At 41.5% G+C, this 22,004-nt stretch carries 20 protein-coding genes; 13 read left to right on the top strand and 7 right to left on the bottom strand.

Annotated features, from left to right (window positions below; translation table 11 throughout):
• Positions 1 to 2: 2 nt before the first annotated feature.
• The 4 genes from AC3DKS_RS13135 (at position 3) to mobB (ending at position 3,084) form a co-directional block, all read left to right on the top strand.
• Positions 3 to 455 carry a helix-turn-helix domain-containing protein gene (locus tag AC3DKS_RS13135; RefSeq protein WP_474732301.1) on the top strand — a complete coding sequence of 151 codons (453 nt, stop codon included), beginning with the start codon at positions 3 to 5 and terminating at the stop codon, positions 453 to 455.
• Between the two features lie 5 nt (positions 456 to 460).
• The gene (locus tag AC3DKS_RS13130) at positions 461 to 1,123 is read left to right on the top strand and encodes a P-loop NTPase family protein (RefSeq protein WP_474732304.1); all 663 of its coding nucleotides are present in this window, start codon (positions 461 to 463) and stop codon (positions 1,121 to 1,123) included.
• A 320-nt stretch (positions 1,124 to 1,443) separates the two neighbouring features.
• Positions 1,444 to 2,058 carry a BfmA/BtgA family mobilization protein gene (locus tag AC3DKS_RS13125; RefSeq protein ID WP_474732307.1) on the top strand — a complete coding sequence of 205 codons (615 nt, stop codon included), beginning with the start codon at positions 1,444 to 1,446 and terminating at the stop codon, positions 2,056 to 2,058.
• A gap of 6 nt (positions 2,059 to 2,064) precedes the next feature.
• Positions 2,065 to 3,084, top strand: coding sequence for a MobB family relaxase (gene mobB / locus AC3DKS_RS13120; protein WP_474732309.1), 1,020 nt, complete (start codon positions 2,065 to 2,067; stop codon positions 3,082 to 3,084).
• Between the two features lie 245 nt (positions 3,085 to 3,329).
• On the opposite strand, the gene AC3DKS_RS13115 is transcribed toward mobB, so the two are convergent.
• The 3 genes from AC3DKS_RS13115 to AC3DKS_RS13105 form a co-directional block, all read right to left on the bottom strand.
• Positions 3,330 to 3,797, bottom strand: a complete 468-nt coding sequence (locus AC3DKS_RS13115; protein ID WP_474732312.1) for a hypothetical protein — start codon at positions 3,795 to 3,797, stop codon at positions 3,330 to 3,332.
• Between the two features lie 713 nt (positions 3,798 to 4,510).
• Complete coding sequence (locus tag AC3DKS_RS13110; RefSeq protein ID WP_474732314.1) at positions 4,511 to 5,722, bottom strand: phage integrase SAM-like domain-containing protein; 1,212 nt, start codon at positions 5,720 to 5,722, stop codon at positions 4,511 to 4,513.
• Positions 5,723 to 6,046: 324 nt separating this feature from the next.
• The gene (locus AC3DKS_RS13105; protein ID WP_474732316.1) at positions 6,047 to 6,427 is read right to left on the bottom strand and encodes a hypothetical protein; all 381 of its coding nucleotides are present in this window, start codon (positions 6,425 to 6,427) and stop codon (positions 6,047 to 6,049) included.
• Positions 6,428 to 6,564: 137 nt separating this feature from the next.
• Here AC3DKS_RS13105 and AC3DKS_RS13100 point away from each other — a divergent pair, with 137 nt between their 5' ends.
• The 5 genes from AC3DKS_RS13100 (at position 6,565) to AC3DKS_RS13080 (ending at position 14,003) form a co-directional block, all read left to right on the top strand.
• Complete coding sequence (locus AC3DKS_RS13100) at positions 6,565 to 8,109, top strand: carboxypeptidase-like regulatory domain-containing protein (protein WP_474732320.1); 1,545 nt, start codon at positions 6,565 to 6,567, stop codon at positions 8,107 to 8,109.
• A gap of 745 nt (positions 8,110 to 8,854) precedes the next feature.
• Positions 8,855 to 9,553: a hypothetical protein gene (locus tag AC3DKS_RS13095; RefSeq protein WP_474732322.1), complete on the top strand. Its 699-nt coding sequence runs from the start codon at positions 8,855 to 8,857 to the stop codon at positions 9,551 to 9,553.
• A gap of 217 nt (positions 9,554 to 9,770) precedes the next feature.
• Positions 9,771 to 11,486: a hypothetical protein gene (locus tag AC3DKS_RS13090; RefSeq protein WP_474732327.1), complete on the top strand. Its 1,716-nt coding sequence runs from the start codon at positions 9,771 to 9,773 to the stop codon at positions 11,484 to 11,486.
• A gap of 185 nt (positions 11,487 to 11,671) precedes the next feature.
• Entirely contained in the window at positions 11,672 to 12,439 is a 768-nt protein-coding gene (locus tag AC3DKS_RS13085; RefSeq protein ID WP_474732329.1) for a hypothetical protein, read from the top strand.
• A 175-nt stretch (positions 12,440 to 12,614) separates the two neighbouring features.
• The gene (locus AC3DKS_RS13080) at positions 12,615 to 14,003 is read left to right on the top strand and encodes a hypothetical protein (protein WP_474732333.1); all 1,389 of its coding nucleotides are present in this window, start codon (positions 12,615 to 12,617) and stop codon (positions 14,001 to 14,003) included.
• Positions 14,004 to 14,146: 143 nt separating this feature from the next.
• Here the strand turns inward: AC3DKS_RS13080 and AC3DKS_RS13075 are convergent, their stop codons facing one another.
• On the bottom strand, positions 14,147 to 15,367 hold the full coding sequence (locus AC3DKS_RS13075) for a site-specific integrase (protein ID WP_474732355.1): 1,221 nt from the start codon (positions 15,365 to 15,367) through the stop codon (positions 14,147 to 14,149).
• Positions 15,368 to 16,210: 843 nt separating this feature from the next.
• Between AC3DKS_RS13075 and AC3DKS_RS13070 the strand changes: the two genes are divergently transcribed.
• The 3 genes from AC3DKS_RS13070 to AC3DKS_RS13060 all read left to right on the top strand — a co-directional run bounded on the left by AC3DKS_RS13070 (position 16,211) and on the right by AC3DKS_RS13060 (position 18,010).
• Positions 16,211 to 16,780 carry a Crp/Fnr family transcriptional regulator gene (locus AC3DKS_RS13070; RefSeq protein ID WP_474732336.1) on the top strand — a complete coding sequence of 190 codons (570 nt, stop codon included), beginning with the start codon at positions 16,211 to 16,213 and terminating at the stop codon, positions 16,778 to 16,780.
• Positions 16,781 to 16,849: 69 nt separating this feature from the next.
• Entirely contained in the window at positions 16,850 to 17,506 is a 657-nt protein-coding gene (locus AC3DKS_RS13065; protein WP_474732338.1) for a hypothetical protein, read from the top strand.
• A 333-nt stretch (positions 17,507 to 17,839) separates the two neighbouring features.
• Positions 17,840 to 18,010: a DUF6747 family protein gene (locus AC3DKS_RS13060; protein WP_474732341.1), complete on the top strand. Its 171-nt coding sequence runs from the start codon at positions 17,840 to 17,842 to the stop codon at positions 18,008 to 18,010.
• Positions 18,011 to 18,266: 256 nt separating this feature from the next.
• Here the strand turns inward: AC3DKS_RS13060 and AC3DKS_RS13055 are convergent, their stop codons facing one another.
• From AC3DKS_RS13055 to AC3DKS_RS13045, 3 genes are all read right to left on the bottom strand, one after another.
• On the bottom strand, positions 18,267 to 19,217 hold the full coding sequence (locus AC3DKS_RS13055) for an amidohydrolase family protein (protein WP_474732344.1): 951 nt from the start codon (positions 19,215 to 19,217) through the stop codon (positions 18,267 to 18,269).
• Between the two features lie 180 nt (positions 19,218 to 19,397).
• Entirely contained in the window at positions 19,398 to 21,008 is a 1,611-nt protein-coding gene (locus AC3DKS_RS13050) for a LuxR C-terminal-related transcriptional regulator (RefSeq protein ID WP_474732346.1), read from the bottom strand.
• A 197-nt stretch (positions 21,009 to 21,205) separates the two neighbouring features.
• Positions 21,206 to 21,412 carry a YgaP family membrane protein gene (locus AC3DKS_RS13045; RefSeq protein ID WP_474732349.1) on the bottom strand — a complete coding sequence of 69 codons (207 nt, stop codon included), beginning with the start codon at positions 21,410 to 21,412 and terminating at the stop codon, positions 21,206 to 21,208.
• A 252-nt stretch (positions 21,413 to 21,664) separates the two neighbouring features.
• Here AC3DKS_RS13045 and AC3DKS_RS13040 point away from each other — a divergent pair, with 252 nt between their 5' ends.
• Positions 21,665 to 21,931 (top strand): hypothetical protein, encoded by a 267-nt coding sequence (locus AC3DKS_RS13040; protein WP_015753868.1) that lies wholly within the window; start codon positions 21,665 to 21,667, stop codon positions 21,929 to 21,931.
• The last annotated feature ends 73 nt before the right edge of the window (positions 21,932 to 22,004 follow it).

The raw sequence follows: 22,004 nt of genomic DNA, 5'->3' as shown, positions 1-22,004 counted from the left end.
CCATGAAAGCCTCCGATAGAAATTTTCAGGGCATATGGATCCCCAAGTCGATTTACTTGAATACCGAGGTGAACTGGTATGCCAAAATTCTTTTTTTGGAGATCCACAGCTTTACCGAGCACGGGAAAGCCTGTTATATGTCCAACCAATACATTTCGTCCTTTCTACGAATCTCTGAGCGGCAGGTTTCCCGATACATCTGTGAGCTAAAGACCATAGGATGGATTGAAGAAGTATCCTTTGACGGGAGGAAAAGGTATCTGAGAAGCCTTCTCCAATTCAGTTTCCGAGAAGGCGAGGCAGACCTGACAAAAGTGTCCAGGCAGCATGGACACTTTCTTCCAACCAGACACGTCAAAAGTGTCTACCATAATAAACCAGTAACAAAACAAACTATAAAATCAATTACTTCTTTAAAAGAAAAAAGTCAAAATAGCACTCAAATTTTAGAATAAGGCTGATGAAAAATGGATGGTTACAGCAATTGAAAGAAAAAAGAAACATTGAAAAGCTCTTATGTCCTCCAGAGGTATTTAAAAGAGTGTTTTACAAGACCGCTCAAGAATTCTATGCCCATGGAGCGCAGGATTTTGAGGTGGATGCTCAGAACAAAAATTTCCTGGGACATTTCTGCCGGTATTGGAACCGGGATGCAGCTTTTGAGATATTGGAAAACATCTCCCTGCACAAAGGACTTTTGGTTTTTGGCTCTTACGGTACCGGTAAAACCTCCAGTTTTCAAATCATTCAAAACATGGCCAAACAGTATCAACTTAGGGAATTGTGGTTTCCATCCATTTCGACCCAGGAGGTAGTGGAAAAGTTCAATGTGGAAAGCAATAAAGAGCAGGTTATTCAATACTATTCCAAAGGGACCTTTTTGTTTGACGATTTAGGTGCGGAAACAGTTGGAAACAATATCTACCAGTATGGGAAGGAGGACATATTCATCCGCATCCTGCTGAACCGTTATCGGAACTTTGGAAGCCAGGGCACTAAAACGCATATCACCACCAATTTAAACCTGGACCAACTAGAACAGCGCTACGGTAGGCAACTATCCGACCGATTTATTAAAATGTTCAACCTGCTCAAATTGGATGGCCCCAGTAGAAGGAAGTGATCGGTAAAAGAAAAAATAATAGCCTGGCATCTAATTTTCTGCAAGCAACAATAAAGAAATTTACCACCCTATCGAGTGGTATTTCAGTTTTCCCGCAGGCGGGAAAAAAGGAATAGAGCAAGAGGGTGATGCGCATCCTGCGACATCACATTTGTTTGCGGATTTTCAACCAGTTGAAAATCAGTTTATTGAACAGGCAAAGCCGGGTTTTCTCTTACAGTATGAAAACCAGTTGTACAGTAAAGGGTTGAGAATTTACAGTAATGCCTGTGGGAGACCCCGTAGATACTGATAATCAATGGCGCAAAAAATCAACTATCATGACGAAAAAACACCAAAAAACAGGCATCGACAAAAGAGATCCTATCAAGAAAAAAGAGACCGGTGTGACCACCTATTCAGCCATCAGCGTCAAGTCGGAAGTGGCCGTACTTTTCAGGGACTACTCCAAACGCTTTGATCAGCCCCACAGTGAGGTACTGCTACGGATGATGGTCTTTCTGAAAAGGAACGACCTGGATCCGTTCGGGGATAGTGTGGAGAAGATCGTACGGGAAATCAAGTCTGTCAATAAAATGGTGTCAAAGAAAACAGACCAATTGATTGCCATTATCAAGAACATGGAGCGGACGAGCATCAAACCCATTTATGAAATGACCCTGGCCCTCTATATGGCCCATGTCAACGCTGAGGAGAAAAAGAAGCCACGAGGTATCTCCAGAAAACGGAATGAGGAATCATTTGCCATTCCCAAGCCTGAAACAGTGCCCAAATACGAGCACGATATGCTCAAAGGCGACTATGAAGACTATAGAAAAAGGTGTCATAAACTCTTAGAGAAGGTAGAGAAGGTGGAGCCCCTATTGGGAAAGCCCTATCTACGGGTCAACATGGATATCATGAAGTTCGACAATCTAAAGGCCTCATTACAATAGAGAAGCATGTACATCAATATATCATCACAGAAAATGGGCAGCACCTACACCAGCAGTGTCGGCAGCTATGTCAGTTATTTGGAAAAGGAAGACCAGGACAAGCACCTCGAACTTAAGGAACACTTTTTTGATCAGGAGAATGATAGGGTGAGTCCGGAAAGGGTCATAATGGAGATCGATGGAAACACGGCCAAGCTAAGGCAGCACGACCCCAAATTCTACTCCCTGGTGGTTAGCCCCAACCAACGAGAACTGAAGGCCATTGGCAACGACCCTTCCCTCTTGAGGGGTTATATCAGGGAGATGATGGACGACTATGCCCGGAGTTTTAACAGGAACCAGGAGGTGAGGGTAGAAGATCTCAAATACTTCGCGAAAATAGAGCACGAGCGCACCTACCGGGGATACGAGAAACAGGTCCAGGAGAACGCCCCCTACCGTAAGGAAATAGCTCGATTAAGAAACGAGATACGAAAAGTTGAGCGGGGCGAGGCAAAAGGGTTTATCAGCAAGCTGCAAAAGAAAATTGATAAGCAGGTGGCGATGGCTCCCCACAAACGGAATGGAAAAATGATAGCAGCCGGGATGAAGAAGGAGGGCCACCAGACCCATGTGCACATCATTGTTAGCAGGAGGGACCAAACGAACACCTATACCTTATCACCGATGGCCAAGCACAAGGCCTCTGAGGTACAGTTGAACGGAAAGTTAGTCAAACGTGGGTTCGACAGGGACAATTTCTTCGAGGCAGCGGAGAAGACGTTCGATCGCGTATCGGGCTTCCAGAGGAACTATGTGGAGTCCTATAGAGCGAGAAATACCTATCTGAAAGAGCCTCATCGGTTCATTGCCAAGGTCCTGGGGCTACAGACAAAGGAAAAGGACATAGCGCTCAAATTGTTACAGAGCACCGGCATCAAAGTGCCCACCATCCCTACAAACAAGGTACAAATGGCCATGAAAATAGTAAATGCAATAAAGAAGGGAATTGGACAGGCCAGAGACACAGGGATGGAGATCGGTTAGTAAATCTCAAAAGACAAGAAATCAGGAAAAGCAAGCAGGTTGCACCCTATCCGATTTTTACGTTACGCTTATCTTCCCGAACGCTACAAAAACCGGATAGGAACCATGTGCAAAAATTTTTGGTAAGATCTGGGGCTATTTTGGTTTTAAAAAAGTTGGTTTTAGTTTTTAGTATAGTTCCTGATTGAAACAATAAAAGCCCCAGAAAAGGGGCTTCTATATATTTATATTTACAAACTATGAGACTAGTTCCCCTCGCTTAAAGAAAAGCTACCATCACCGCTGAAAGACTCTACGGTAATCGTCACCGTCCATATCCCAGAAGTTCCTGCTTCGGTTACCCCGGAGAAAGAATCAGGCTCAACCGCTCCGTTCAAAGATCTGTTCAACACGATATTTGCATCTGCATCTGTTACAATCATATTGAAGGTACCTTCTGAGGTAGCTGTGATATCGGCATTGTAATCCGCCGTACTAAGATTGTTGTTCCAGCTGAACATACGAGTTGTGGAACCGCCGTTACCGGTAAAACTTGCATCAACATCACCATTGAAATCGGATCGGTCACCAACCGTAAAGTCCGAAGGGCTTGTTTTTAAAGTAGTTCCATTGACCATTACACTCGCGGTGGGGTCGTCGTCTTTGCTGCAGGCAATTACGGTAAGTACCATTATTCCTACAACTAGTGACTTGAATAGATTTGTGTTTTTCATAATTACCTTATTTTTAATCTTAAAAGTTATTGTTGTTTTTACTCTTTTTAAACAACTAGATTAACGAATTCCCTACCATGTTGTTGTGCTGTTTGTTCTTTTTGTTGTGAATCGCACCTTAATTGTGGTAAAGTTTAAGTTCCTGGGGGATTGGCACAATGGACCATCGCCGCTGAATTTGATTATAACAATGGTTGCCTTCCCTAGTTTCCGTTTGACCTGAAGCAAAAATTCCTTAACGGCATTCATCACGACTAGAAAAATGGCCTTTTGAAAGAAGGTAGATTAACTTTTACGTTGATTTTGTAATTTCTTATAAACAGCTCTTTAAGAAATAAAATCTAGTATGGTTTTGTATAATGGCCGTTTTATGAAATAATCGAACAACAAATGAATTTATCTATACCTTGTGTCCTAATCCAGGTCTCTTTAAGGAGTTTCGATATTTGACCTTTTATGGAACCAGGTAATGTATGCTTTTGATACTTTGAAAGGCTCTTGCCAACACCTTCAACACATATTTTTCCTTCATTCCGCTGGCTACATGAATTCAAAAATAAGAGCTTCCGGTAACGCGCATTACCGGTTGTGATTGTTGGGCCTCTAGCCTAACAATGATCGGTAGAATAAAACCACAACCCTTTGTTGTCCACGCCTAATCCTAAGATAGCTTTGTCACTTATAAAAAAATGCACAATATTTTTCCAATTCCTTTACTTAAGTAGAACGTCCACAGCCTCATCTAATACTTCTACCCCAAACTCACGTACATAGGCCTTGGTAGTTAATACGCTTTGATGACCTAGTGTTTCTCCAATTATGTCAATACTGACCCCTTTCTCCCTGAGACACATGGCAAAACTATGTCTTGCAACGTAGCTGGTTATATTTTTGGGAATTTCCGCTTTCGCCGCAAGGGTTTTTAGACTTTTATTGTATTGTCCCAATGTTTTATGTTTCCGATTCTCAATTTGGGTAGGTGTCATACAATCGTATAACAAAATCGGGAAGACATAATTGGTATCTGTCCTGTTCTTGTTGTAATAATCTAAGATTTCCTGTACCGGAGGAACTAGTTTCAAAGAAAAATTCCCTTGGGTTTTGGCCCTGGCATATATGATGCGATTTTTGGTGACATCAGACCATTTTAAACGCATCATATCGGCAAAGTTCATACCTCTTGTATAAAAGCTAAATAGAAAATAATTCTTTGCATTGATCAGTTGAATATCACCTTCACAATCTACTTTTTTAAAAGTTTCAATTTCAGCCAAAGTCAAGGCATGTTTGATACGTTTACCTCGGAGTTTCGATATTTTGTATTTATAAAATGGATAAATATTCTGCTTTATCAGGTCCCTACGGATAGCCAGGTTAAAAATAGTTCGAATACTTCGCATACGTACAGAGATACCGCCATTAGTCCCCCCACGACTTCTAAGAAATACCTCGTACTTGTCGAGAAACGTAACATTGATTTCTCGCATGTATAAGATTGGTTTCTTATGGAATTCTTTTAGTGAGTTTAGGGTGTCTTTGTTTGTACGGGCATAACCCATCCGTCCCGAGAGCTCCAGGTCCTTAACAACGGATGTCCAAAAAGTAAATAAATCAATTTTGTTTCGTTTAGAACCAAAACGGAAACGATTTTCAAATTCATTTAAAGTAAAATCAATATCGTCTATTTCAAATTCTGATATAATATTCCGAGCCTTGATTTTAATGGTATCTAACAGGCAATTGTTCTGCATCGCGTTAGGATGTCTGGTTTTAAAACAATGTTCTTTGTCATCCCACAGTTCTTTTTTGACCAAAAGACCTGTACCGATAATTTTTTTCTGTCGGTCTTTTAGCACTTGCAAAACGATAGAATGTTTGCCTTGAGAATTTGCTTTTGCTTTTAATTTTAACTTAATACTAACCATGCTTTTTTCTTAAGGGGTGAAACATAGGTGAAACAAATACCCACCTTTTTTGAAAACGCATGAAAACAAGTAAAAACAAAAACCCAATAAAATCAAGGGTTTCCAGAGATTGAAGAAAAATGAAAATGTATGAAAAGGCAAATATTCGCGCTTACAAGCAGGGGGTCACTGGTTCGAATCCAGTAGGGCCCACATCAATAAATACAAGGCCTCAGGAGATTTTCATCTTCTGAGGCTTTTTTCATTTGCAAACAATTTGCAAACAAGCCCAAAATTTAACATTTAGGACCCTGTATTGTCGGCTTTTCCGGGATTTTCACAGAATTATTCCGAAACACGGATTTCCGTAATCTGAAAGAAGTCGGCACAAATATTTTCTGTGTCAAAAGATTCATAGATATAGCCACTAAATGTCACTCTCCGATCAGCAACCTGAAATTCACTTTCCAAGTTACAAGGATAGAAAGCTCCTAAGGGTCTGCTGGCTGATTTCTCATCCGGTTCGATTGTAAATTCGGAAGGACAAAATACTCTAGGTGCCCGAATGGTTCCATCGGCTCCGTTAACAATCGCTATGACCCTTCTCCCATCCTCTTGAAAACAGCCGGGAATAATATTGTCATCCAGGTCTTTTGAACAACTCATTAATGAAGTTATAATAGAACTCAGGATGATAAACCTGAAGAGTGCGGAGATTTTCTTCATGATTCAGAAATAGGGGCTTGCTATTTTAAAGATATCCTTTTCCCAAAACTTACCTGCTTGCGAGGTGATATTTCCTTAACCTTACAAGCCATGTACTATTTCTCTCAATTACTATCTTTAGGAATATCGGTAATGCTATGAAAAGCAGAATCTTTCTATTAGGTATTTTGGTGTCTTTGCTTTCAATTGACTCGTCGATGGGTCAAGATAGTGCGGTTGATATCAGTGGTATTGTACTTTCAATGGACGGTCCTCTTGCAGGAGTCAATATTCGAGTAAAAGATTCCGATTGGGGTACCCAGACCGATGATAATGGAGAGTTTTCAATTCAGGCGAGGCCGAACGATGTTCTCATTTTTTCATTTATCGGAATGGAAACTGTCGATTTTAAAGTTCCCTTAAAGTCCGATAGGATATCGATTACGATGGTTCGCAATACCAACAAACTGGATGAGGTAACTGTACGTGGGCGAGCCAAAAAAGTGGAAATACAGGGAATGCCCAATAAACCAGAGACCATCCAAACCAATTTTGGCACGGAGGACTTGAGAAGTCGTGGTTATAGTGTTTATTACATCGACGGTAATAATTTAAACGAGGCATACGACCCAAAGGGAAAGGGTTGGCTAAAGGCAATTGCCGCCAAGCTTCCTGGAGGAATTAAAAGCGGGTTAGGTAGATCTACGAATTCGTTGAACATTAGCAGTAATGCCCTAATAGAAATCGACGGAGTTCTCTATACACAATCTCCTCCAATGATAAATATCGCTGATATCGAGGAAGTCTTTGTCTTGAGGAGTCTTGCAGCAACCGTTCGTTACGGAGAAATGGGAAAGGGAGGAGTTGTTATTATCAAGACGAATAGGGATCCGAATCGCATTTCCAAAAGCTCCGAAGGCGAATCATTATTGAATAAAGAGATTTTTCAAAAGGATGCTATTCCGTACTCTTTAAAATATATTGAATACGAAAAGGCAGCTCGGTTAAGTAAGCCAGGGTTCACAAATTTTGTCAAAAATCTAGACGACGATATTACGGAACTGAGATATCTGGCCTACGCTTGCCAAGCCGCAGAAGAACACGAACGCGCCATTCAAGTTTATCGACAGATTCTTGCTCTTCTCCCCGAGGATACCCTAGCCATCCGAGATTTAGCCCACGCGCTGGCCATTTCAGGCAGACCGGAAATGGCGTGGAGTACTTATTTGGGAAGAGCGGATAACAACCTGGGGCAGTTCAGTGAGGCCCTATCTGGAATCGAATTCCAGGAGATGATCAATTTGTACAAAACAGAGAATTTGAGAACCATTTTCCCGAATGCAATTGATGATTCAAATGCGTTTGAGGGAATGAAGGAGCCTATAACCCGAGTAGTATTGGAATGGGCCAATCCAGACCATGCATTCACGATTGAAGCAGTTAATCCCAGAGGTCAGGTGTCACGAACGGCAATTTCCTCGAGTGAATGGAAAACTTCCATTGAGGAGCTTTACCTGGATAGCACCCTGAAAGGAGAGTGGCAATTTAATCTGGACTTGGAAGAAAGCCAGAGTGAAACAATCGTACTGAAGGTATCTATTTATCGGAATTGGGGAAAAGAAAAGGTAAATCCAGAAATTAAACTCTTTAAGTTTAATGAGGAGGAAATACTGAAATACAAGCTATTTACCCTGAAGGTATAGGCTGATTCTTCAGCAGACGGGTTCTCTTCTGGTTTATCTGCCCCAAGCAGTCTAGTCATGGGGCATCGGACTATTCCCTTTGATTCATGATTATCAATTTGCCTAGAATTTGCAAATGAGGTGATTAATTGAATTTCAAGATGTGTCTTTGTTACCACAAAAACGATCTTGTTTTGCTCCCGAAGGTCGCAAAATTGAAAATGACAAGCCGAATCCGGTTCGAGTAAGAAGCGAGCGAAAGGTCTTTCGCGCTGCAAGCCCCAAAGCCTTACTAAAACTTACCTGCTTGCGAGGCAGAGAAGTTGTTTTTATGCGTTTTTGGGTAAATTCTAGGCTGATTATCAAGGCATTAGGAGCTTTTTGGATAAAATTGATATAAAAATGAAAACTACAACATCCTGTAAAGTGCTGTAAATGTAACGATTATGCGATTGTAACCTGCGGCGGCAGGTTACCCTCTTGCTTTTCAACTTTACTTTAAAATCAGAGTACTTTTTTGCCTTCGGAGTCCGACCATTTTTACCATGCTCAATAGGATTAGTTAGTGGTAAGATTTGGGTTTTGATCTAACTTCTATGGGAATCCTCAACACCTATATTGACCTCTGTCCCTTAATCAGATAAAAAGGTTTTAGAAGGAAAATTCTTTAATTCTGTTAATGGTATTTCTATATTGCTGTATATGTAAGATAAAGTGTATTGCTGCTTTACACCTACGTTAGGCAATATTAAATTAAACAAAACTCATGACACCAACTCAAGAAATGATACTTGTTCTTTTTGAAGAAGCCACAATAAAAAAGTCTAAAGCGCAATTTATATCAGGTAGGGAAATAACACCTGTTGACAGTCATGATATGAATTTTCGTCTTTTTAAAGCAAAATACGGAAACATTAACCTAGAACTTCTTTGTAGAGACGATAGTGGAACATTCTTTAAACCAATAGGCTTTTATGAATACGAGAAAGGCGGTTTTCTAAGTTCAGGCAAATTAACAATAACTGTGCTAAATGAATTTGTGAAAGACTACAAAGCAGTGAAGGGGTTAGACAGTTCCAAATTCAACGTGAAATTAATGGGCATTCGTGAAAGTGGACTAATCGCTGCTTTTTCCAGGGAAACCGTTGAATTAGTAAAAAAAATGTATCAATTAAAAGAAAAAGGACTTCCTCAAGATGTGATCGATCGTATAGGACCATATCCTCATTTACATGATATGCAATTTGACAAATCGTTAATGTCAAATGGGCTTCAGATAGATCTTCTATTCTCATTTGATGGATTTCCACAATGTTTTTTAGATGACAAATACGGTGTCCAAGGAGCTTTGGCTGTTTATTTAAAAAATCAAAATGGATATAGTTTGAACCCAACCTTAGAGCATAAAAATAACTTTGACAAGTTTCATCAAATGAGTCTTTTATCAGCATTAAAGGGGATTTAAACTACGTTATCTAACACCGTTTATGCCCCATATCCCATATTTACATGGCTCAAACCCCATCCTGTTAAAATAATTATGTTTAAAATGAAAATTCCGGCGTCTTGCCTCGCTAACCCCGTTGCTACAGACGGTGTCTGATTCACTCGTCAAGACTTGCTCTTGAAGGCAACGAAGGCATACCCCGGGCCGTTGTGCTTCATGCTAAAGAAACCGATAAATGAGCCTTGAAACCAAATCACAAGAACTTAAAGACCTTGTGTCAACATATGACACTCAGTGGTTATTAGGAGACCTTTCAGGATTAATGAAAGCTATAGCTAATGGTACTGCTCAAGACCAACTAGGTCAACTTTCTTCACCTTTAAGACAACTATATTTTTTAGGTGGTTTACTAGTTTCAACAGATAGTAACAATGGAGATGATATACAATATACACCTGAAAAATGGGGACAGATTGTTACACTCTTAAACGAAATTGAACGCGAATATTACAAACTATTCTTCCCAAAACCAGATGAAGAAATTGACGAAGAATGGAAAAATATTAGAAAAGTAGCAATGCCTTCATTCTTATCATATTTTAATCAAGGACCTCTTAACTATGAGGAACAAACGATTAGTTGGGTTAAAAATTTATATTCAGAAATTGATGAAACAATAGAACGTGAAACAGGTGTAGTTACGGTTGATTTTATAAATTTTTACAATAGTCTAGATTCTCTAGTTCAATCAAATTTTCAAGGTTTTTCTTCGCCTAATGGTGTTATTCGCCCTGATTGGGAAAACTACACGAAAATGCCAGTTGTGCCTGCAGACAATATGCCCGCAGTTATGATGGATATGTTTGAAGAAAGAAAACCACTGATGACATTTATGGCTGACCATGGAATTATTAACCGATTCAAACCAGAAGATTTAGTTTCTGTTGAACTTCCACTTGAAAAAGTAAATACCATTTTACAACTTCTTTCATGCATAAGGGAAACTAAAGATTTTCTCTATTACACTTCAACAAGACCTAGCAATCCATTATATGAATTTCCGATTATAGACATTGGAGATGGATTATATCAAGTGTTTGAAGTAAAGCAAGTTATCCATGCAATTGATGATTTACTTGAACGAGTTTGTTCTAAAGAAGCTAAAGCAAAGGACAAACTTGTTGACCGAAAAGGGAAACTACTTGAAAGGAAAATAGTAGACATATTTAAAAAATTCTTCAAAAAAGATTATCAATGCTTTGAAGGTTATTACGTTGACGGCTGTGAACAGGACATTTTATTTTTATGGAAAAATCACGCGTTCATAATAGAAGCCAAAGGTTATAATCTTCGTGAGCCAATGAGAGATCCAAACAAAGCCTTTGTTAAAATCAAAGACGATTTTAAGTCATGTATTGGCTATGGTTATACTCAAACAAAAAGGGTGGAACAAAAATTTATTGACCAAATACCACTTAGAATTGAAGACAAACATGGAAACTTAATTGAAGAAATTGACACTACTAAATATCAAAACAGTGATTTTTCAATTATTGTAAATATTAATTCATTTGGTCAAATTCAGAATGATTTATCGACTTTGCTTGAAATAGGAGAAGATGATGTTTTTCCTTGGGTCATAAAACTTGATGATTTAGAAACTTTCTTGCTTACTATGATTGCCACTAAAAAAAAACCAGAATATTTTATTGATTACCTCATTTTAAGGGAAGAGTTACATGGCAAATTAATCTGTTCAGATGAACTAGAAGTTTGCGGTGGTTATTTAAGTGGAGTAGTTACAGAAAAGAAAATAGAAAACATTGACAAACTTGTAACAACACCTGATTTACCAAGCATTTTTGACGAACAATATAATAAGGGTATGGGCTTTGAAGATGAAAAATTACTTGGGGAAAAGAAGAGTGGTAGGTATATGTTCTGGGGGTAACTATATGGAGATTTATTAAATAAAGCACGAAAGCAAAACATTGTTTATAATTAATAGCGGTTCAAGTGATAAAACGAAATTATGTAAATAAAACAAAGGTCAGTGCAAAACTGAAAGGTTTGAGAGTATAAATCCGCTACTTTTCATGTGCAAGACCGTTATTTGCAAGCTGAAAAAATGTCAGAATGGACAACCCTCCAAACAGAATTAAGATAAATGATGATTTTTGGTTTAATGTTCAACCAGATAAACTAATATTTGGGGGTGCATTTTTACCAAAGGGATATCATCTTACCTTTCCTTTTGGTGTAAAATCTGGCAAATTCGATTTGCATTTAACAAAGGGGCAAAATCAATTTCCTATTGTTATTGTTGAGCATCAGGACTTCCTAATTATTCAAAGTTATCTGATTCATAATCTCGTAGTTTCATTTCTCAATAATCTTAGACCTATCGACAAAGACTATATTATCAGTGAAGGTTTTGAGATTCATGCAATTAGCGGTTTCGATCTTGAATTAGACGAAGAATTTGAAAGGAAAATATCGGAAGGCATCGAAGCCCTTAAAAATTCTAATAGCAGCAATAGATTGCACATAGACCAGAATAGTGAAAAATTTGAGGAATTTGTTGAGGGACTAAAGTCATTTCATGAAAGTAAAAAAATGGAATTAGATAAGTTTTCTGAACTCGAAAATTCTCTTGGAATAGCTCTTGCCAAAGATCAATTTCTATTTCTAATAAAAAATGTCCTAACTCAAAACGAGTTATACATATTTGACTTTGTAAATCTGAATTCAGAACAAATCATTAGAGAAACACTTGGAGAAGATTTAGCAGCTTACATATTTAACTCAATTGAAAATGGTAAGCATGTACTAGCAATGGAAAATGCCACAGATATCATTGCTGACATGGAGCCTCCAATTATGTCTGTCGAATCCAGCAGCTAACAACGCCTATATGCCATTGTTAGCTGTGGCTTACCCATAATCCCTATCTTAGTTTCTAAATAATTTACTAGTATGTGACCTGTGCGATGAAGCACCGGTTTATTACTGCCTGCCAGCTGGTAGGGCAAGGGGCGTTACTTAGGAGCCCTAATTGCCAACATCTTGAATATTATTAATGATAAAGATTTACTTTGATTGGAATGTTTTGTCTCAGATGAAAAATGGGAATCATCCTTATATCAAAGAAATAATTCAAAACAATGATAAATATCTTATACCATTTTCCACATCTCATATAAATGACATCACCTCAAACATTGACGACTCGTCAAGGCAACAACAGTTAATTAATACTGACTTAGAATTTATCTCAAAGATCACTAAAGAGTATTGTCTGTTTAATAATGGTAAGGGTATTGTTTTAGACATTTTTCCACCCCGTGAATTGTATAATCAAAACTTGGACAGCAAAGATCAATTCAAGGATTTTAGTATTGAGGGCTTATTGAGAAATTTTGAAGAAGACGATGAAATTAAAGGATTAGTGGAGCCTTTATTTAACTCATTAATGTCAATTCCTCTAGAAGAATCATTTAAGCAAGCGTTTGATAATCCAGAGAGCGCACAAATTATGGAGCAAATGTTCCCAGGATTGAAAGAAAATCCAACTATGGAGGGCTTTTTTCAAAGTTTCAACAATATAAACCGTGAACTTAATCATGAAGAAGGTTACAAACAGTTAAGAAAAACTGTCCAGTCTGGGATGGGAATCAATAGAGATCAAATTTTCAATACTCAAAATCCATTCGAATATATCAAGACCTTTTATGATAAATTGGGCGTTACAAGCAATTTTGCAAAATTGGATTCGAGCTACGCACCTAAATGGTTCAATGATATTACTGAGCAATATCTGCAGTTAGATTTGCATGGTTACCAAGAAGACAAGGTATCTGTTAAGAGAAATAGGAAGGAAACTTTTAGAAATACAACTGATGATGCGTTTCATGCAGCTTTCGCTTCAACATGTAATATTTATGTCATAAATGATAAGCGTGCATATAAAAAAACAAAGCAAGTCTATGAAAATTTAAATATTAATACATGGGTATTTTTGCCCCAAGAATTCCTAGATTTCCATGGGAAATATCTCAAAAACGATAATCCGATTCTTGACTTAAAACTCATGCAACATATTATGGAATCTGAAAATTTTTATGACTATGAGAATGAAAATGGTGTCTACCGCACTTTCTATTTTCCATACTTTTTATTTGGCTTCTTTAATAAAATGATCTGTTACTATTCAAATGAAGACGCTAAGGAGAATTCAACTTTTTTAAGTCAGGACAAACCAACCAATTGGTTCTTACTTACAAAAGAAGTAGAACTACTTGTAAAAAGACTCTTAGGTTATTTCGGCTCAGATACCAATTTAGAGGGAGAATTAAAGCAAAACGAATTTGATTCGGAAGATTGGTCTGGACGTAGGTGGAATTTTGAAACTTTAACTCTCAGACTTATATGTAAGAATGGTTTTGTACAACTTTACTGGGACAATTAAGGATAGAAGCCAGCAGTTATCAACGCCTATAGCCCATTGCTTGCTATCGCATGGGGATATTTTCTAACTTAGAGTTATATAAATCAGCCCAGGTATTGTTCATGCTTCCGAGCACCAGACTATAGCCAGGACCGTTGCTAGATTCATATCGCCTCGATCAATCTCTCATTATATTCATCCAAAACCGAAGCCGGCAACCCCTTCAAATAAATCTGAGTCGTATTGATCCTTGAGTGGCCCATCATTGCTGATATGGCTTCTAATGGAATATTATTGAGCATCGCCTGGGTGGCAAAACTGTGGCGTGAAACATAACTGGTAAGGCGTTGTTCAATCCCGCAGAGCTCTCCAATCTCTTTGAGTCCCTTATTATACCTGCCACGCGCCCATTCTATGTCTTTGAAGATACCCTCCGGGCGCTTCCGGTTGATGATAGGTAGAATGTATTCGTCCTTATTCTTATCCTCCATATAAGGCCTTAAAAGCTCTAAGGTTGGCTCTGCCAGTTTGATGTCATAAGCACGCCCGTTCTTCTTGCGATTGTACAGCAATCGATCATCAATGATGTTCTCCATCTTCATATGAGCCATATCCGTAAAGTTCATGCCATACAGCATAAAGGACAGGAGGAAGTAGTTCCGATAATTAAAGAGGTTGGAGTCCGGCTCCAGTTCCAACTCCATGATGGATTTAATGTACCGGACTGGTAAGGCCCGTTTGGCTGTTGGCACCTGTTTGATCTGATATCTCAAAAACGGAGAGGCTTCCCTTTGGATAAGCCCCGCCCGGATGGCCTTGTTAAAAATGGCCCGTATCGTCCGCATATAGTTGGAAAGACCATTCCAGGAATAGCCCCGGCTGAGGTGTTGGTGCTCTAAGCGCTTCAGAAAGTCGTAATTCAGTTGATTGAATTTAAGATCCCGCCCCTTATTAAATTTTCGAAGACGTTTTAGTAGAAAATCATACGAGCGGGCTGTACCCAATCGATTCTGCTGTCTAAATTCCTCCACAAGCTTCTCCCCAAATGCAAAAAAGGATTCGAATTTGTTGTTCTGGACAATCCGTTCCTTGATTTCCCGGATACTCAGATAATTCAGCTCCCCGCTATCAATCAATTTGTTCAGGATGGAATTAGCCCGGGTTAGCTCCTTTAAAAGGATTGTATTCAAATGCGGAACGGAATAGGCACCCTGGTAACTGAATTTGACCTGCCCTCTCCGATCATCCCAATCAGCTTTTTGGACATAAAACCCGGTGGCAATAGAGGTAGTTTTTCGCAAGTGCGTAATCCGGATTATGATCGGAAAAGTGCCATCCGATTTTGCCCTTCGTGTGTCCAATTTTGGGGTCAAATACGTGTTCATATTCTTCAAGGTAGTAAATTCATTTGCAAACAATTTGCAAACATTTCCTTGGTTTCATATGATTCGAATTGACATCAAATAATATGTAATATACAGATAATCAATATTATAAGTTAAATTGACCGCCTCATTGAACCCCTTTAGAAATTCCTTACAAGCAGGGGGTCGCTGGTTCGAATCCAGCAGGGCCCACATCAAGCAGAAAACCCCGCAACGCAAGTTGCGGGGTATTTTTTTGAACTTTCGTCAAAAGCTTGCTTTTATAAGAAAGTGAGAAAAAATATCCCGGAATCCGCGAAAGCGGATTGGGGTTTTCTATTTGCAGGAGTGGTCTCCCGGTCTGGATCACGAGGCGTATGCCGAGTAATCCAGCAGGAGTGGTTTCCCGGTCTGGATCACGAGGCGAATGCCGAGTAATCCAGCAGGAGTGGTTTCCCGGTCTGGATCACGAGGCGAATGCCGAGTAATCCAGCCATCTAAGGCCAACGCACCGGCTGGCTCCTCACTAAAATGCATCCACCGGATGCATTTTGGCCGTTCGGCCCGGATCACGAGGCGTATGCCGAGTAATCCAGCAGGAGTGGTCTCCCGGTCTGGATCACGAGGCGTATGCCGAGTAATCCAGCAGGAGAGGGCACGGTCTGGATCACGAGCGAAGTGAGTAATCCAGCCATCTAAGGCCGCCGCACCACCTGGCTCCTCACTAAAAGCGCTCCACCGGAGCCCTTTTGGCCGTTCGGCCACAATTATCCCCTGGACCTACACGTACTCAATCCAAACGCCGCATACAGCGGACAGAAACTGTTAGCTGTAATTTTTCAAAAATGCTTTATCTTTTAAATTATGTATTCTACCTTATTTAATTATTTAAAGGAAAAAGCAGGTATTGACCAGGGAGAATTTAATCGATTCTCACATTACTTTAAAAGTAAAAGTTTAAAGAAAAATGAAACGGTATTAAGAGAAGGTGAAATATGCAAAGGGGTTTATTTCGTAAATAATGGATGTTTGAGATTTTTCCACCTTAATGAGGAAGGCAAGGAATTGACAAGATACTTTGCCTTTGAAGGCAAATTCGGAACGGACCTTACCAGTTTAATCACAAATGAACCATCCAAAGAAAATATACAATCAATCGAACAGTCTGAAATACTATATATAATTAAAACGGATTTTTATGAGTTGGTTAAAACAGAGCCTTCCATAAATTTGATTTATCGAGATATCTTAGAGATGGCTTATGTAACCTCGGTTAAGAGAATATACAATTTTCAGGGAGAGGAAACATTGGAAAGACTGAAATGGTTGATGAACTACCAACCCAGAATCTTATCCAGGTTATCCAATAAAATGATTGCTACATACCTAGGAATCACCCCTTACACATTGAGCCGCTTAAAATCAAAACTTTAATTGTTGCTCTAGAGCAATTTTTCTTCGTATGAAGGTTTTTAGTTTCGCCTCGAATTAAAAACTTTTGTTATGAATACAATTAAAATTTGCGCCACTTATTTGCTTATTTTCTCATGTAGCATATTCATTGCGTTTGCTCAAAATCCCAAGCCACCGGTTCCCGTTGAGATAATGGCAGGACATAAAGAAGTATATTCCCAATTTGTAATTAAAAAATTTTTTGGTCCGACCAGCAATTTTGATTTTTTCGGTTTAGCTACTTACACCGCAAATTATACAAATGATGTAGAAGAAAATAGGGCAATAATTATTTCTCAATTTGGATATAATTTTAAAAAGGGGTTCGGGATTATGGCTGGCCTGGACTTTAATTCATTTGCAGGTTTTTCCCCCATTGTAGGTCCTAAACATAGTTTTGCCAATAAGAATTTTCTAGCTGTAACCAATTTGTCCATTTTTCTTAATGATGGTTTGGATACCAAATTATTTGGATTATATGAATACCACCCAACAATTAACAATGATTGGAAATTTTATAGTAGGCTACAATTCATTCATAATTTTAGTATTAACTACAATGAACATAACATAAGTTATATTTATTTAAGAGCAGGAATGCAAAGAAGACAGTTTATATTCGGACTAGGTGCAAATATGGACTGGGCTGGACCGAACAAAGTCTTTAATAGCAATTTTGGTCCTTTTGTAAGATGGGAGTTTGATTAGAAAAACTGCAGCTAACAATGGTAACCGTTGCACAAGCCCTCCCCAGAACTGAAATTTCATCAAATAGGCCCCTCCCTAAAGGGCTTTTTTAGTGGACCATCCGGAACTCCACCTGCCGGGAAGCCTTCATCTCAATGCCTGCTACTCCCGGTATGGCTGCATTTTTATCAATTGTCTTTCTGGTATGCTTCCGGATTAAGAATTCTTTGAAACGCCAAAATTTTGGACGAAAGGAGATCCGACTTCATTCTGCCGATAAAATTTCCCATTTGTCCAAAGGGATTGCAAGGGGTCATGGTCAGTCCTATGTTTGCCGTCCAAAAACCCCCAATTATGAAGACAATACTACTCTTGCGTGAAATCTATTATGAAGGCTTTAAAGATTTAGGCCATTTTCTGGTCAGAAACTACTTTAAAGTTTTCGCCTGGATCAGCTTCACTTTATTTTTCATTGTTCTATACGCATTTATATATCGGATAGTCACCGGGTTTGTATTCGACTAAATTTTAAGAATGGCCCTAACTCAAGAAGGTGAGCTAACCAAAGGTTTACCTTTTCCTTTGGAATGGCTCCTGGCTGATGGCGGCAGCAATTTGGCGCTAATCGCAATTGGATTGACTATAATCGTCATGAGTTTAATAATTTGGAAAAATTCAAGAACCAAACCATAGATTTTCTGTGCCTCAAAATATATAGCCGCTCCGAAAGGGGCGGCTATTTTTTTTAACATCGATACATTCCTTGCCAAGGCCTGTGTTCTCACCGGTGCGTAGTGGCCGCATTGCCTTCGGTGGCTGCGTCCGTGCTGAGAAACCGGACCGCGTTGTTGTAGAAGATATCCCGCTTCTGTGCCTCGGTTAAAAAGGGCGCTTCCTCTATTGCTTCAATGGCTTCCCCGATCTTTTCCGGCCAGACCATCTGGTCGGAGCCAAACAGGATGCGTTTGCCGAGACCGGCGCGTACAAGGGCTTCCAGATAGTCATAAAATGCGGTTCGCGGGATAACCCAGGTAATTGTGGAGACATCCACATAAAGCTGCGGATACTGGTACATCACCGCAATCATCTCATCCCGGAAGGGATATCCTGCATTTTCGACAAACAATCGGAGTTTGGGGTGCCGGGTAAGTATTTCTTCGAGTAGCAGCGGGTTGCCCGAGGCGGAACTGAAATGCGGCAGGTACGGTCCAATGCCGAGGGTATGGATCAAAACGGGGACATTCAATTCCTCCGCGAGTTGAAACAGCGGTTCCAGCGAAGGGTCGGTAGGAGGCAGGCCCACCAGTTGGGCGCCGATTTCACCGAGCCCCTGTAATTCACCCGATTCGTATGCTTTGCGGAGTTGTTCCGGCTGAATATCCCGGGGGTCCAGAATAAACGGTGCGGCAATAAAGCGGTCTGGCATGGCTTCGGACCAGGCATGAACGTCGGAGATGTCCACACCGCTCAGAAAAGCCTTAACGACGTTGTACCGGTCCATGGCTTCCCGTGTCTTTTCCATCAGGAGCACAGGATCCGTAGTGGCGGCCAGGCTATCTGCGCAGGGCTCTGGCCGGCAGAGGGCCGGGGCCCCCGCTGGCAATTCATGGGGGAAACCTGTGTGGAGATGCATGTCGATGATGGGCAGACGCTGTCGGGAACCGCGGCTATCCTGAGAATATCCGGGAAGGACCGTCCAGATGATCGTGAGAATGATGACAAACTTTTTCATAAGTGGATTCCTTTGAAGGTGTGGAGGTAAATTTCTTCCGGATTCGGGTGGCGCGCATCGGTAGGATTACCCAAATTATCAGCAATGGCATGGGTAATTCTACCCACTCATTAAAAAGCGAAGGGCAACCCCGGAAGACTACAGGGCCCTTTGGGTTATCGCTGCTCAGACAAGCGGTGTTCAGCCTGGAGCGTCGATCAACTTGTGCTTGATGGCCACCACCGTGGCAGCAACCCGCGATGATACCCCCAATTTGTCGAAAATGTTACTCACGTGGCGGTCTACGGTACGTTCACTAATGAATAGCTCCCGGGCAGCGGATTTATTTGTCATTCCAGAGGCGATCAGGCGAAGCACCTGCAGTTCCCGGAGAGTCAGGCGCCGCGTGGGATGCTCACGAGTTTTGTGCAGCACGGGTTGTATGCGCTCCAGATCGGGTTTGGCACGGAGTTGTTCATAAACCCATCGCGCCCCGGATAATTCCAGGGTGCAATTTTCTCGATCCTCCACCTCCAGGTAGGCGCGTCCTTTTAATTCCCTTACCCGCGCATATAGATAGGGGAGGGACCCTACGTGGATGTGGTTCAAGGCTTCGTTGAGGTGCTCAAGGGCATCCTGTAGGTTGCCTTCCGCGAATCGGACAAGGCCCGAAGCATATGCGGCTTGCGCTTTAAGCAAGGGCGCATCGACCCGCCCGATCCCGTCACGCAATTCTTTTAATCCTTCGTTTGCTTCCTGCAGGGATTCTCCGGCAACCCAGATGTCGATGGCTGCCGGCAATAGTTCCATGCGCGTATACGAATCATGGGTTTCCCTCAGGGCAGTTTGAATGGACGTTGTGGCAGTTTCTGTCTTCCCCTGCGCCAAACGGAGCAATGCGAGGCCGGGTTGCGGTTTCCTGCCCCAATTGGCGGATTGGCCAAAACAGGACTCCGCCTCTTTATAAGATCCCAACAACCGGTACAATTCTCCTTTGCGATAATAGGCTTCCCCCGCTGCGCCACTCCGGTACCGCGCCAACAAATTGCAAGCGCTGTCAACTTCGCGGAGGGCCCTGTGCCAGTCGCCTTGCAATTGCAGGATCTCACCCCGGCGTGCCATGCATTGACCTTTGAAGGGAACGATGTCCGGTTGCGCCGAACACCATTTGGTCAGTGCGGCCGTCCAAACTTGAGCCCGGCGGATATCCCAAACTTTCCTGCATGTTTCAATGACTGCGCAATACACGATTCCACTGACAATCGGGTATACCTCTCCGGCATCCACAACAACCAGGAGTTCGTCAAAGAGTTTTCCTCCGCTTTTTATTGCCCCGGAGTGGATGAGCGCCTGCCCCTTTCCCAATTGGCCCAGTGCCAACAGATCGTTGTCCTTGCACTTTTCTCCTATTCCTGCGGCCTGGGAAAAGAGGTCCCTGGCCTTTTTTGGTTGACCCCGGGAAAGGGTTTCAAGGGCTTTGGGAATCAGAAACAGGCCCTTTTCCGAAGGCGCTTCTCGGGGTGCGGATTCCAGCAATTTCATCCCCCGGGAAAGCCATCCGCTGCTGCGAGCCATTTCGCCATTGTTCATCAGCATAAGACCCAGCCAAAAAATACAGCGCAGGGCCCGGCTCCGATCCTGCTTGTCGAGATACGCCCGGTGGGCCCGGTCCATCAGGTCAAAACTCTCCTCGTCCCTCCCGGTCAGGTATGCGGCTGTGGCATAGGTCGCAAGGGTATCGGCTGACATCGAATCCCGGGATGAGGATTTCAGCCGGTTGTAGGTTTCCGTCCAGGTTTCGCTATTGTCCATTCCTCTGGGTTCAGAACACGCCGGTTTTGCGTTGGTGGGTGTTTAGGCCATCGAGGATATAATTTATGAAATTTTGACAAGATCCCCTTTTGGGGTTGTTGTGACTTTTTAGTGTGGAAATCCCAGCCATTCATTCTATTCGGCCTGACCGGAATGGCTTTCATCGTGCTTGTGCATGAGCGTTTTTCCAGCCCGGATCACTCCCGCATCTTACAGGTACTCAATCCAAACGGCGCGTACAACGGGCAGAAACTGATAAAACTGGTCAGTATAAAGACGCCGGCCAGGATGAGCAAAACAATACCCAGTGTACCGCTGACGGTCCCGGTGTAATACAATACGCCGATGACTGCGGCTATCAATAGTCGGATGACACGGTCTGCAGACCCCATATTCTTTTTCATACTTAAATGGTTTTACGTTAGAGACTCCGCGAGCCGGACGACCGCCAGGATCAGCAGGATGCAAATAAGGCATACAGCCAGCAATTTGATAATCTTCTGCCTCACGGGTCTTTCGGTTAAAAATACATACCAAATACGTTCCGGCAGCTGATATTTGTCAGTTAGGGGGTAGTACCCTGTCACATAGCCTATGGAAATTTTGAATACTTTTAGAAAAATTGGAAGCGTTGCACTAACCCTGTCAGCCCAACGATGCCCTTCAAACACAAATATCTCCTGATCTGCCTGTTTATTGCGGGCTTCCTGTTGCTCACCTTCTTCTTTCATTATTTCGGCATCCGGTTTCCCGGATTGCAATTTGTACAGGAACTCCTGCTGATCCCCGTCCTGCTGGCACAGGTCATCGTCCTAATTGCCGGGATATTCCGGTATCGGAAGTTTCGTGAAAGGGAAGTGCTGGCCGGCATCCTGATGCTGGCTGTGGGTGCAGTCCTCTCCCTGGGCAGCTTTTTTCACTAGGCCGCCCATAATTCCCGGTCACAAAAAAACCCACCGTTTCCGGTGGGCTGGGATTGTGACAGCAACATTTTTG

It is taken from the genome of Robiginitalea sp., assembly GCF_982776155.1.
This window is presented reverse-complemented; position numbering and strand designations above follow the sequence as displayed.